12 protein-coding genes are annotated in these 13667 nt (G+C 41.4%); 3 read left to right on the top strand and 9 right to left on the bottom strand.

The window, feature by feature from the left end; all coding sequences use genetic code 11:
* Window positions 1–154: 154 nt before the first annotated feature.
* Window positions 155–643 carry a DUF6653 family protein gene (locus tag EOK74_RS20145; RefSeq protein WP_133471919.1) on the top strand — a complete coding sequence of 163 codons (489 nt, stop codon included), beginning with the start codon at window positions 155–157 and terminating at the stop codon, window positions 641–643.
* A 183-nt stretch (window positions 644–826) separates the two neighbouring features.
* Here the strand turns inward: EOK74_RS20145 and EOK74_RS20150 are convergent, their stop codons facing one another.
* Both EOK74_RS20150 and EOK74_RS20155 read right to left on the bottom strand, forming a co-directional pair.
* The gene (locus EOK74_RS20150) at window positions 827–3970 is read right to left on the bottom strand and encodes an efflux RND transporter permease subunit (RefSeq protein WP_133471920.1); all 3144 of its coding nucleotides are present in this window, start codon (window positions 3968–3970) and stop codon (window positions 827–829) included.
* Window positions 3967–5034, bottom strand: coding sequence for an efflux RND transporter periplasmic adaptor subunit (locus EOK74_RS20155; RefSeq protein ID WP_166638809.1), 1068 nt, complete (start codon window positions 5032–5034; stop codon window positions 3967–3969). Before EOK74_RS20155 ends, EOK74_RS20150 begins: the two co-directional genes overlap by 4 nt.
* A gap of 604 nt (window positions 5035–5638) precedes the next feature.
* Between EOK74_RS20155 and EOK74_RS20160 the strand changes: the two genes are divergently transcribed.
* Window positions 5639–6658: a GGDEF domain-containing protein gene (locus tag EOK74_RS20160; protein WP_133471922.1), complete on the top strand. Its 1020-nt coding sequence runs from the start codon at window positions 5639–5641 to the stop codon at window positions 6656–6658.
* A gap of 143 nt (window positions 6659–6801) precedes the next feature.
* On the opposite strand, the gene EOK74_RS20165 is transcribed toward EOK74_RS20160, so the two are convergent.
* Together EOK74_RS20165 and EOK74_RS20170 are read right to left on the bottom strand one after the other, a co-directional pair.
* Window positions 6802–7161: a DUF2750 domain-containing protein gene (locus EOK74_RS20165; RefSeq protein WP_133471923.1), complete on the bottom strand. Its 360-nt coding sequence runs from the start codon at window positions 7159–7161 to the stop codon at window positions 6802–6804.
* 170 nt (window positions 7162–7331) lie between these two features.
* Entirely contained in the window at window positions 7332–7502 is a 171-nt protein-coding gene (locus EOK74_RS20170) for a DUF3545 family protein (protein WP_133471924.1), read from the bottom strand.
* 313 nt (window positions 7503–7815) lie between these two features.
* On the opposite strand from EOK74_RS20170, the gene EOK74_RS20175 reads away from it, so the two are divergent.
* On the top strand, window positions 7816–8307 hold the full coding sequence (locus EOK74_RS20175; protein ID WP_133471925.1) for a VOC family protein: 492 nt from the start codon (window positions 7816–7818) through the stop codon (window positions 8305–8307).
* A 65-nt stretch (window positions 8308–8372) separates the two neighbouring features.
* Here the strand turns inward: EOK74_RS20175 and EOK74_RS20180 are convergent, their stop codons facing one another.
* Genes EOK74_RS20180 through EOK74_RS20200 form a run of 5 tightly spaced genes read right to left on the bottom strand, consistent with a single transcriptional unit; the run spans window position 8373 to window position 13627 of the window.
* On the bottom strand, window positions 8373–9257 hold the full coding sequence (locus EOK74_RS20180; protein WP_133471926.1) for a TauD/TfdA dioxygenase family protein: 885 nt from the start codon (window positions 9255–9257) through the stop codon (window positions 8373–8375).
* A gap of 21 nt (window positions 9258–9278) precedes the next feature.
* Entirely contained in the window at window positions 9279–10598 is a 1320-nt protein-coding gene (locus tag EOK74_RS20185; RefSeq protein ID WP_133471927.1) for a zinc-binding metallopeptidase family protein, read from the bottom strand.
* Window positions 10595–11254: a cysteine hydrolase family protein gene (locus EOK74_RS20190; RefSeq protein WP_133471929.1), complete on the bottom strand. Its 660-nt coding sequence runs from the start codon at window positions 11252–11254 to the stop codon at window positions 10595–10597. The genes EOK74_RS20185 and EOK74_RS20190 overlap by 4 nt, the downstream gene beginning before the upstream one ends.
* Entirely contained in the window at window positions 11247–12302 is a 1056-nt protein-coding gene (locus EOK74_RS20195) for an LLM class flavin-dependent oxidoreductase (protein ID WP_133471930.1), read from the bottom strand. The genes EOK74_RS20190 and EOK74_RS20195 overlap by 8 nt, the downstream gene beginning before the upstream one ends.
* A gap of 26 nt (window positions 12303–12328) precedes the next feature.
* Window positions 12329–13627: an MFS transporter gene (locus tag EOK74_RS20200; protein ID WP_133471931.1), complete on the bottom strand. Its 1299-nt coding sequence runs from the start codon at window positions 13625–13627 to the stop codon at window positions 12329–12331.
* Between the last annotated feature and the right edge of the window lie 40 nt (window positions 13628–13667).

The raw sequence follows: 13667 nt of genomic DNA on the forward strand, positions 1-13667 counted from the left end.
CTACGTCAAATATTTCTGATGTTTAATGGTTAAACCTATACCGATTTCATGTAGCGACGCGTTTTTATAGTTAAATTAGCTCAATTTTTAAAATAAATTTTAAGGTGAGGGGTTTTCTACACCCTCGTTATGCAGAATGACATTGGAGCATATCTTGGAGTTAGATAAAGCGTTATCAAAACTATTTCTACCAGACAATGATAGTTGGTTAAAACATGCCAACCCTTGGTCAGTTTGGTCTAGATTTGCTACATTGCCGTTTATAGTTTTAAGCATTTGGTCTCGAGTTTGGATTGGGTGGTATTGCCTTATTCCAATCTCGATTCTTATGTTTTGGGTTTGGATAAATCCAACACTTTTTTCTAAGCCAAAACATTTTAATAGTTGGGGCGCTAAAGCTGTATTAGGTGAACGCTTGTTCATGAATAGGAAAGAAGTTCCGATACCAAAAGGCTACTCACAAGTAATAGTTATATTAAATGTACTACAATTCTGTGGTGGCATTATACTGATTTACGGTATATGGAGTTTAGATTTAGCCATTACTCTTCATGGTATTGCTTATGTATACCTAACCAAAATGTGGTTTTTGGATCGTATGGTTTGGCTTTATGAGTCTTCAAATTCGGCACATAACAAATGACTATGGCGTCAATAATTAATTTAAGGCTTTTGGCGCTTCCCACATAGTGCACTTCTTAGTATTGAATTAACACAAGAGCCAGTAGGCACGTTTAATGATATTGGTTATATCAATAATTATTCCCGAGCCTTGGCTGTGTTTAATGGTATTTATCGAGCGCCTCAAATTTGCTTATGTGGCCGTTTAGTTTGTCGTTTGTGTTTTATCTTTAATCACAGCCACTAATAATGCGGGTAAAAAACTCAAGGTTAATAAGGTTGATACTAATATCCCACTTAGTACGATAATTCCCACCCCGCGGTACAGTTCTGTACCTTCACCAGGAATGACTACTAAAGGTGCTAAACCAAAAATGGTGGTGGAGGTTGACATTAGTATGGGCTTTAAACGCTTATTTACGGCTTGTAAAACGGCATCTCTTACCATCATGCCCTGTTCTATTACATAGCGGCGGGTTTGGTCTACTATTAATATGGGATTATTGACCACAGTACCCAGTAAGATTAAAAAGCCTAACATAGTGATCATATCAAAAGGTTGGTGGTACGCAGCGATTCCCATTGAGGCAAATAAGGCATTAGTGCCATTAACTGTAACCAAGCCTAATAATCCCCCTGCCATACCAAGTGGCACAGTTGCTAGGATAAATATGGGGTAACGCCAATGTGTAAAAATAGCCACCAATAATAAATAGCTAAGCACTAAAGCAATAATGAAATTATTGGATAAAGCGGCTTTTGTTGCTTCCAGTTGGTCTGCTGCGCCACTAATACTCACATTAATTCCTTGGGCAATTTTTCCTTGTTGCCATAGTGTAGGTAATAGTTCTTCACGTACTTTTTTCTCGGCGGTTTCTAGTGCTACATCTCGCGGAGGAATGATATAAACCGTCACTGTTCGGTTTCCATCAACTCGGCGAACTGAATTACTGTTTTGGCTTTCAACTAAATCTGCCAAGGCATTTAATGGTAAAATTTTCCCGTTTGGGGTGACAATGGGCATGCTTTCTAGTTGTGATAAATTCTGTTGATTACCCGCTTCACTAAAGATGAACATATCCACTTTGTCATCATTTAAAATAAACTCATCGACATAGGCGCCATCACTCATGGCTGAGACTGTGTAACCAAAATCACTGTTGCTGATACCTAACTCAGCTAGGCGGAACCAACGAGGTTTTATTTCAATTAAAGGTTGGTCAAGAGTCAATGAGCCCGGGTCAGAATTGATTTGAGGGTTATCAAATACCTTGTTTGCTTGTTGGTAAACGGCATCTGCTGCTTGATATAAATCAACAACATTACTGCCTGCAATATCTACGGCAACGGCTCGGGTGCCGCCGTCATTACTAGATATAATCGAGCCTCGGGCGGAAAATGCGCGCATGTCTGGATAGCTTTTAAATTTTTCGGTAATGGCCGCCATCATTTGATTAATATTGGCAGGATCTACAGGCGCACTTAGAAACCAAATTCGCCCCACTGATACTGACATTGAATAATACTCTAAGGGAGGCATATCGGTTTTGCCAGCGTCAAAATCACTACTATCTGCCATTATATAGCCTTTAAAGTAGGTGCGTAGCTCAGCGCCAATCTTTTGCATTTCTGATAGGTTATAACTGGGCGGGGCTATCATCATAGAAAATGCTTTTGGCTCTTCGCCTTCAGGCAAATATTCGGCTGCGGGCATCAGTGAATATGCTGCGCCTAAAATAACAAAAATAAAGGCTGCCACTGAGATTCTAGCTCTGGCTGGACTAACAGTGAACCAATCCGCTAGTTTTAACCAATTTTTTGAAAGTGTTAGGCTTGTATTTTGTTTAGCATCAGTCTTTTGAATGATGTTGGTCATGGCTACAGGTACCAAAAATATAGCGACCAACATGGAGGCTATAATTGCCCCTGATATAGCAATGGCGATATCTGAGTATAATTGCCCTGCTTCTTGGTCAATAAATAGTATTGGGGCAAACACTAAAACTGTGGTGGCGGTTGATGCGAGCACAGCAGGCCAGACTTCGGTGACACCATTTATCGCTGCTTGTGCTTTCGAAATACCTTTACGTTTTGCCTGAACAATGGACTCTAGCACCACTATGGTATTATCGACCGTCATGCCTATGGCGAATGCCACACCGGCCAAAGAAATTATATTTATGGTGCGCCCAAACATTTTAAGGGCTAAAAATGCTGCGATAGTACACAAAGGAATGCCCAGTACGCCTACTAGTGTGGCTTTTCCTGACCGCAAAAAGTAAAACATTACTAAAGTTGACAAAATAGCCCCTAAGGCTAGATTTTTCCAAACGTTAACCAGCGAGCTTTTGACGTATTTAACATCGTCACTGGTTAGGACTAATTCTAAGCCATTCTGGGCCAATAAGGTTTGATTGATGTCTTCTACTAAAGGCAACATTGCGGCTTTTATTGCGAGTACATTTGAGCCAGACTCTCGGTTTACTGAGAGCCTAATTGTGCGTTCACCATTGTTAAAAGAAACACCCCGCACTTCGAAGTGATCTAAGGTAACGTCTGCCACATCTTTAAGTAAAATGTTTGCGCCATTGTTGTTGGTGTCACGACGCACAATAAGGTTTTCTAATTCAGGTAAATGTTCGAACCGCCCAATAACACGCAATAGGTAGCGACTCTTACCGCTTTCGATATCGCCTGCTGATGAGTCACTATTTCGGTTGCGTATAGCTGTTCTAAGCTCAGTTAAACTAATGCCTCTTTGTGCTAATTTAGCGGTATCGACTTTAATTTGAATTTGTCTCTGGGCTCCGCCATTTACACTGACCTCTGACACCCCTGGCACACTTTCCATTCGAGGGCGAATGTAGTCATCTGCGTAATCACGCAATAAGTCTACATCTAGCTGCATGGGGTTACCAAGCTGAGGTTTTAAGGTAAAGTGCATAAAAGCATTACCAGAAAAAGAGCTAGAGTAAATGCGCGGTTGGTCGACATTTTCTGGATAAGCAGGTACTTGACTTAAGGCGTTATTTACTCGGATCAATGCATCATTTGCATCTACGCCAAATGGAAACTCAAGCTTAATGTTGGCAGAGCCCATTTCAGCATAAGATACCATGCGGGTTAAGTTGGGTAATCCGCGCAAATATCTTTCTTGTTCTATGAGTATTTCTTTTTCGACGTCTTGAGGCGTTGCTCCTGGCCAACCTGTGTCAACACTTATGGTTCGCACTTCTAAATCGGGGATCATTTGCACCGGAATACTTAGTGCTGCTACTAACCCTAAAATAGTGACTATAAGTACAATGACAGTGACTAACGTGCCACGTTTGACTGCTTCGGCAATCACAAAGATACTTCCGAAGTTACTGCAACTAAAGCGTCATTTTTCAATACTGCGACACCACTAATAACCACAGGTAATTGTTCGGTAATACCCGTGACGCCCACTAATTCACCATTATACTCAACAATACTAATACTCACCTGTTTGACTTGGTTTTTAATAACAGTAAATACACTATTTCCGCCATCGGGATGTTGTTTAATGGCTGACTTAGGTACCCATGCTATTGCTCGCTCACTTGAGGGCAAATTTATCTCTGCTTGGGCAGACATACCCACTAACAAACCTGCGTCATTTGGTAACTCAATTAAGCCGACTAAGGTGCGGCTAATATTTGCTGCGCTATTAACTAAGACATTTAACTTCGCAGAAATACTGGTTGCATCAATGAAATCAGGTGTGACTGTTACCATTATATCTTTTGAGCTTGATAGGGCTCGGTAATATTCCTGTGGAATTGACACAACTAAACGTAGATTATCTTGTGAAACTAACTGAAAAATAGGGGTTTGCTGAGTAACCCACTCTCCAATATTGACATATCGCTCGGCTATAAGGCCTGCAAAGGGTGCTTTCAATGTATGCCGCGATAACATACTTTGTTGTAGTTGCAGTTGTGTATTGGCTTTACGAACTTCTGCATTGGCAATTGTCACATTTGCTTCAAGTTCTGCAATGAGTGTTTCGGCTGCAAGTTGCTGTTGTGAGAGCTTTAGTGACTCCTGATACAAACGTTTAGATTCTTGTTGTGCTGCCATTGCTGCTTCTACTTCAGCTTGAGCTTGTTGCACTCCAAGCTCAATCAATTGGGAGTCCAATGTCATCAAGGTTTGCCCTTTTTCTACTGCTTGCCCCTTTTCAACTAGTAATGATGCAATTAGTCCTGCTTGAAGTGATGCTAGCGCTGATGATTGAGGGGCTTCAACTGTGCCAATCAGTAATAGAGACTCGGTTTGTTGGCTAACTTTAGGGTTAACCACTTGCACGCTTACGGGCTCTGCTATAGTGGACTTGGTGAAAAGGAGTAACGTAAATATGCATAACTGGGCTAAAAAATAATTCTTCATTAGAGGCCTATATGATTTTGGAGTAGCCGAGCTAAGCAGATAGAACTGCCCCATGGAATTTGTTGATAATTATAAATAATAACTATTCTCATAAAGCCTTGCAATGATCTTTGGACTAGTTATTTCATTACTTTAATTAAGGTTTACATTTAATCTCTAAACTTTTTCAAAGTGTTCATTTTTTGAAGAAATTATGAATATTTTATATGATGGGTTTCATAGAAATGGCATATATATTCTCATTAGTATTAGTCAAATAAACATTGCCAGTCTAAAAAGCATACCCTAATTACCCCCTGGAGGGTGACCGATTATTGTATACACATTAAAGTTTGAGCATAAAGCGAAAGAGTCGTTAGCAGAATGCAGTATGGCTATAGGTTATACTGGTGAATCTTAACCGCGTGCTGCTAGGGTGAATATTGCGGTTTTTTGGGGTGGGGATAGTTTTTGGAAAGTTGAAAGAATATCTGTTAGCCAACAGTTTTCGCTTATTTATGGAATTATTAAAACACTTTAATTTAATTCAGTTAACATTATGTACTTGTAAAAAGTTCATTATTTTATAAACACTACTTCAACTCAGTAAGGAATATATATAACCATGGTCACTTCCAAATTGTGGGGCAGTGAGCTCGAGTTTCGCCGAATAGTATTGCGAGTTGTATTGATAGTTATAATAGTTGCAGGTGTAACATTTACTATAAATAACTGGTTTGCCGGCCACAAAATATTGGCGATAGTAGAATTATTGGTTGTTATTCTATCGTTCATTATCCTTGCTATTCACAAAAAGACCCCAAACCTCACCATATGGTCATCGGTTTTCTTGTGCGCACTGTATACTGTGATCTTGTTTGGTATTTTCAGTGCTTCTTATACTTCTGCATTGTATAGCTGGCTATTTATTGTCCCTGTATTGTCTTACTTATTACTAGGTACTAAGTTAGGCACCCTTTACTCCGTGTTTTACGTTATTTCAGGCTGTGGAATTTTGACATTCCGACATATCATGCAAAATAGCGAGATCCCTACCATAGCTATTGTAAATGTTGGACTGACGTTAACCGCCATTTGGGCGCTGTCTTATACTTATGAACAAAAGCGTGCAGAAATGGTTAAACGGTTACAGGAAATGGCCTCTTTAGACCCCCTTACTGGCTTGAATAACCGTTTGTTACTAAGCTCCATTTTCGAAATGTTGTGCGATAGTTTGCCTGAGAAGCAAAAGTCAGTTTCTATGATTTTGCTAGATTTGGACCATTTCAAAAAGGTGAATGATAAGTTTGGCCACGGTGTAGGTGATGCCGTACTTGTTGATGTGTCACGGATTATAAACAGCATGCGTCGAAGAAACGATTGGGCTTTTAGGTTTGGTGGTGAAGAGTTTTGTTTGCTAATTCCTGATGTCACCCCTTCTCAAGCTAGTAGTATTGCAGAACGCTTGCGGTATGCTGTGGAACATACTCTTAATGCTGAGGGGTTTACGGCGAACATGACTGCAAGTCTTGGTGTTGCTCGTTGGCCTGAAAATGGACAAGAGCTTTCTGAAATTTATAAAGTAGCCGATGAGAGGTTATACAGAGCAAAAGAACAAGGTCGTAATCAGATAGTCGCTGAATAATAAGAGTAAATAGAATTATTGGCACACTTGGGACACGTCTTAATAGATTAAACACTGACTGGTTTTATAGCAACCTAACCAGTCAACCGTTATCCCACTTAAGGTGCGTTTCCATTAGCAGGGCTAAATACAACAGCTTAAAGCTATAGGTTTTCTACTTTTGCCAACATTTGACTAAATTCGGCGAGTTCTAATTCTAGGTATTCACCACCGTCTAACCATTCTACGCCAATGAGCACATTGTCTTCGGCTAGATCTTCTACCCAAAACTCTAACCAATCTGCAAGCGTGATGGCTTTAGGGGTGTAGTCTTGCCATTCGTCAATGCAGTGTGCTTGAGCAAGTTCAATGCTTGACCATAGTGGCATAACATCGGTATTTTCATAGTTGACTGAGTCAAGAATTACCCAACCTTCGCTGGCGGTGTCTTGTAATGCCCATAGAGTTTGGGTTTGCTTTATTTGTGCCATGAAATCGGCAGATGCTGGATTGGTGTCTGTCATAATAAAGTGTCTTTTATTGATATATGGCTAACATTCTACGGGGTTCGGTGCATCAATGCCATGTCGCAGACATATATGTGTATCCCTGCTTAGAAGAGCAGGCTACAGATATAGGTTGTTTTGCTTGGTAGCAACAAAAAAGCCCTAATCACTTAGGGCTTAATCATGGTCTATATGAACTCTAACTCATCTTCGGGTGACATTCCGAGTTCACGAAGCTCCTGTTTTAGTTGATGCCTATCGCGAATAGCTTCGATTTCTCGCCATTTACGTTTGCTGTTTTTAGTTTTGGGTGTACGGCTTTCTGAATCTAATGTTGACAATAATTCGGACTTATCCATTTGGAACCTCTTTATCATTATTTATAGCGCAGTGATTACAACAATACTTCTTTTAAGCAAATGCGATTTTTAGTCACAAAACAACAGCTTATAAGATATGTACCATACAGGGACTTAAAATAGAATAAGAATTTGACCGTTTTATGACCCATCTATGAATAATTGATGACAGTGGAGGCCTGCTAACACTAGGTATATTAGGCAACTGGCACATATTTCAGCTTAAAAAATCAAAATAAAGGGCATATGGATGAAAGAAATAAATCTGAGCTAATTCATCATTTATGCATCAATAAACCTAAAGGATAGAACTATGAGCTACCCCAACACCCTTATTTTTGTGGATTTAACCTCAGATGACCCAGCCGCTGCGGGTGATTTTTATGCAGCCGTATTTGGTTGGGAAAACGACCCACGCCCATTGGGTGTATATCACCGTATGGTGCCTGGTGGTGTAATGCGCGATAGCGAGGGTAACGACACGTCAATTGGTAATTTCCACCTTGGCATACATAAGGCAAAAAATGTAAGGCCACACCCGAACCCAGATGGAGTCGAGCCTCGTTTTATGGCAACAGAAGGCCGTAAGGCTAGGGTTTGGATTTTAATTAGCGATGATGACAGTATCGAAGCTGTGCTCGAGCGAGCCACATCGCTAGGTGCTACTGTATTATGGAAAGATCACTTTTGGGCAGAATTTAATGGTATCAACTCTGCATTTCGAGACCCTTGGGGCAATGAAATTATTTTGTGGGTAAAAGGGGGAGAAGCGCCACAGATACCTGCATATTTTACCCAAGAATAAAAGGCATCCCGACTAAACTAAAAGCTATCAGTAATAATTGACTGATAGCTTTTTTCGTTTTTGCTTTAATCGCCTACTGATATTGGTGCTTCACCTTTTACCCACAACCTATGGGCCATTCTGTTGTATTTTTTGTCATCATATAATGAGCCTGTATGCAAGGTGCAACGGTTATCCCACATAAGTACATCACCTTCTTGCCACTTGTGAGAGTATACATATTTGGGCTGGGTCACATACTCTACCAGCTCATCAACTAGCTTCATGGCTTGGTCGTCTTCCATTCCTATAATATGCTTTACTGTACCTGTGCTTATCCATAGCGCTTTGCGGCCATCAGCTGGGTGTACGCGTATCATTGGATGAATCACATCTGGATTGGCATCGCGAATTTCATCGCTTATTTCGTAACTATTGAACTCACGATTTTCGATAAAATGTACATAAGAGTGATGAATTTTTAGAGGGTCTAACTGCGCTTTTTTAGCTTCGGGTAAGTCTTCGTAAGCAGCAACTTGATCAGCAAGTAAGGTTTCACCCCCTTCATCAGGGACAGTTACCGCGTATAACATGGTACACATTACTGGTTCTTTTTTATAAGAATAGTCAGTGTGCCAACCCACGCCATCGTTATGGGCACCGAGTGGTTTGCCGTTTTCATCAAGCATATTAGATAACTTAAAAATATGGGGATAGCCAGGTAAGCAATAGTTCTTTTGGGTATGCAGCTCAGGCTCTCCAAAGGCGCTAATAAAGCGCATCAGATCGTCAGGCTGCATAGATTGGTTACGTAGTAAAATTGCTCCGTGTAACCGAAATGCCTCTACCACTGTGGCTAGGGTTGCATCATCTGCATTTTTTAAGTCAATATTGTGGATATGCGCGCCAAACTCACTTTTTAATGGAGTTATTTGTAACGCAGCCACAGATTCTGTTAATGAAGTCGTCATAAGTTTTCTCTAAATTTAAGGCTATTGTTTACCACAAACAGATAAAGCAGTGAGGGCGTAGATAAGCGCACTTTTGGCTAAGTCTTCTGGAGTGGCTGCAAATCTGGGCATGCCAGTGGTAATCGCGGGTACGCGCTGCATATTAAACACGTTATGGTCGCGCCACATACTCGAATAAGCCGGGTGAGCAAGCTCTACTGGGCTTCCATTAACTGCTGTTGTTGCTTCACATAGTGACTTAACCAGTGGCGACACTTCAGTTGGATTGGCTTCATAGCCATTTCTAACTACCATGGGTTCGATTTCAAATCCTGCTATGTCCAGACCTGACATTAGGTCTTTTAGCTGATGGTAAGATTGCGCTGCGGTTTGCTTGGGAGTAAGCCCGACATCTATATACACCGAACACACATCAGTACCAGCACCAAAAGACATGGGAGAGCCAGCCTTTATTGCGTCAATTTGTACTTTAGGGTTGGATATTCCCCCAGCTGTTTCGTAGCAATTTTCTTGCTCATAGCGCTGAGACCATTCATGTAATGCATCGATAACAGGTCCTAATTTGTAGATAGGGTTAGGGTGCTTATGTACTTCTTTTGGTGCATCGAGAATAGGTGTAAACACTCCTTCACCAAAAATTTGAATACGGTAAAGTACGTATCCGCAACCCTGCCAAGTTACGCCCCAATCACAGCCTTCTGCGGCAATGGCGTAGTCAGCGATGACACCTCCATGATGAAAAAGGTAGTTAGCTCCAATGTCTTTGCCAAGATAGTCTACTCCTTCCCATTGCTCCATTGGCTCTGGACCTATTTCACCGGGACACGCTGTCAAATAGAGTTTACCCGCTAAGTCAAAGCCTGCTTTTTTTAGTGCTTTCGCTGCAATTAAAAAGCAACTCATTGGGCCTCGGTCGTTATAAAGTGGAAACCCATGAAGTTTGCCATCTTCAAGCCAACACTGTTTCCACTCTGGGTTACTTAATGTTTCTGGCGAGAACCTATGTTGGTTGATATGTGGGTCGTCACTGGGACTTTCAGTATCTAAATGGGCGGTGAAAAGTAAATTTTTACCAACCCCAGTACCACCATATTCTCCAATGATATTGGGGCGCTCGGGGGTAGCGCCACATTGACGGCTCTTAAAACCATTGGTTTGTAACCAATCTAATACAAATGCAGCAGATTCAGCTTCATATCGTGATTGGCTTGGAATATTCCCAAGAGTTAGTGCTAAGTCAGTAAGCTCTTCTGTATCGATAGCCGCTTTTAGTTTTGCCACATCTTGATCTGTTATGGTGTAGGCAATTTCGGTATCTGAAGGGTATAGAGGACTGGTCATACCGTTTTCTCCCATATTGAGCAAAGTTGTTGCGTGTCACTCAACAGTGCAAAATTGATAGCCATTGCTGATAAGCTTGCATCATGAACTTGAGGCTCGTACGCCGCACAAGCATCGGTAGCGACAATGGCATGATAATCTAAGTGAAAAGCATCTCTGACACTAGACTCAACGCAGCATTCGGTGGTGACACCGCAAAACACTAAGGTGTCGATATTTTTTTGGTCTAATTGCTTGTCGAACTCGGTACCATGAAATGCGCTATAACGGGTTTTATAAATAACAGAATCTGAGGGCTCTGGGAGAACCATAAAAAAGTCACTCCCTTTAGTGCCCACTCGACAAATGGCACTTTCTATTTCTGGATCTCTACCTTGACGACTCATCCATTTTTTCCAAGCGGGAGAGTCTGTTTCTTTTGCTGTTTTTAAGCCAATAAAATAAATAGGGACGTTGGCTTTACGGGCGGCAGTGACTATTTTTTGGCAGTTGGCAATAGCAGTTTGAACCGAATCCATGTTTAAACCAAACTGGCCTAACAATCCATCTGGACTAGCAAAGTCTTGTTGTATATCAATAATACATAAGGCTGTGCGACTAGGTTCAATCCAAGAGGCTTGTAAGGCTGTGACTTGACGTTGGGCTGAATCAGCCATAGTGTGCCCTTAAGTCAGGTAGTATATGCTGGCCAAACTTATGTAATCCTTTTTCGTAATCATCAAAAATAATCATAACACCGTCCATTTCAGTGTTATCTATGACGTCTATTAGCTGCTGCTTTACTGACTCTACTGTGCCTACTAACTCGCGGCTCATAAAGGCCCCTTGAGATCGAATCACCATGGCATTGTCTTTTAATGCGGGATCAATTCCATAAGAGCGCATCATGCCCTCAACTGCCCCTGAATCTTTTCCTGCTCGGTAATAATCAGCTTTGGCTTGGGCTTCTTCTTCGGTGTCTTCAATAATTAAAATGGCCATGCAGTAACACTTCACTGAGGTGTTTAGTTCATCTGCAATGTTACGTGCCATGCGAGTGATTTTTAAGGTTTCTGCATCATCTTTACCTCCCACAAAACAAGCATCTGTATTTTTTACAGAAAAGCGCAATCCACGTTCTGATTGGCCCGCACATACAGTAAAAGGTTTCTTAGCTGGTTTAGGTTGAGACACGCAATCTTCAAACTTGAAGTACTTACCATTGTAATCAACGTGGTCTTCTTTCCATAACTTATGTACTAGCTCGGTCCATTCTTGGGCGTATACGTATCGCTCATCATGGTCGACATCATCCCGCCAAACGCCCATTTGATTGAGCTCATCTCTGAAGGACCCAGAAACGATATTTAGCCCTGCACGGCCGCCAGATATCTGGTCTAAGGTGGCAAACATTTTAGCGATAGCGGCAGGGTTCATCATTAAAGTATGTACAGTGGCAATAACTTTTGCATGGCTGGTGGCTTCTGCCAAACCTGCCATCATAGTAATGGATTCTAAAGAGGTGCCCCAATGCTCAGTTTTGCCGCCATAACCCCGCCATTTGGCCATGGACATGATGAAGTCCATCTTGTAGTTATCAGCAATTAAGGCTGCAGTTTTATTTTGTTGGTATGAAGCGTCTAGTCTTGGCGTGTTCTCTGACACAATCCAGCCACCGTTTGCTATGGGTAAAAATACCCCGAATTCTTTGTTATAGGTAGTCATTTGAATTACTCCTGTATTACAGCGTCTTACTCACATTCTTTAGCTGCAAGTAAGTTATTGCTTGATGGGTTAGATACTTTGGATTCGGCTCTTTTATGTAGGTCCAACCTAGGTGGACGCATAAATGTTATACCGATAAATATTAGAATTGGCAGGGTGCCTATTATTAAAAATGGTGGAACAAAGGTGCCAGTAGCATCTTTCATGTAGCCACTTAATAAAGGCGCAGCAGCAGCAATAGTTGCGCCTATGTTCATTAACGAAAACAGCTGTAAATACGGGCCTGTACCGAAATAACGTACCAATAAAACGGTGCAAGATAAAAACGTTAATCCAAAACCAAAACCTATGGCAAATGAATAAAACCCCAGTGTCATTAAGGTTTGACCAAAACTAAGGGCAAACATACCGCCTGCAAGCAACATTAAGGCTACCTGCAGCATGATTTTTGGCTCAAAGTACTCGCCAATAAACCCACCAAAAATTCGTGAGATTGCATTACAAAATGCCTCAGCCGAAAGCAAGGTGCTAGCTAGTGCAAATGTAATTCCTACCTCAGTTAAATGGGCTACTGAAAAGCTATTTACAGTAATCCCTACAAACAAAACTGTAGAGTAGGCTGCTAATAACAATAGGTATTGAGGTGTTCTGACAGCGCGCTTGAAGGTCCAAACTTGCTCTGTTTCATACACTCTTTGATTTTCCGTATTTACTTTTTTGTGCTCTGGCGGCTTGCGTAAACGCTTAGCGTCAGTGAAGAGCAGAGAGGCAAGCATAAATGCCACAGATAAGATCATGGCCCCTAGCATAACCAACCAATGGTAGCGCCAGCTTCCTAACATGTCGGTTGCTAGCCAAACAACAATTGGCCCTACAACGCCTCCTAGACCTCCCACAGTGTAATAAAAACCAAAGGCAGTGGAATGCTTTTTAAAGAAATGAGTAATAACGTAAGTGCCTGGTACTGACCCTACAAAGCTATAGCCTGTTCCAATTAATATACAACCCCAAAAATAAGAAACTGGGCTTGCTGTTGTATACAGCATCATAAACCCAGCCGTTAATATTACTAGGCCTGCAATTAAGGTGAAGGATAAGCCCCATCTTTTGATGGTTATGGTAGGCAAGTAACTGCTTAAACCACACGCTATACCTAGGCATGTAAAGCCTAGGCCAGCTGTGGTCCAGTCCCAGTTTAGCTCTGTGACCATAGCAGGCAACACTACGCCCAAGGACGTAAAGGTTGCCGCAGTTATCACAAAGAACCCAAGACTAAAGGCACACAACACGAAACGCGCTTGTATATCAGCGGTTAACTTACCCATAAGGTCTCCAAAGTTTTTATCGTTATCATTTTAATTTCTA

The organism is Paraglaciecola marina, from assembly GCF_004360155.1.
Taxonomy (GTDB): domain Bacteria; phylum Pseudomonadota; class Gammaproteobacteria; order Enterobacterales; family Alteromonadaceae; genus Paraglaciecola; species Paraglaciecola marina.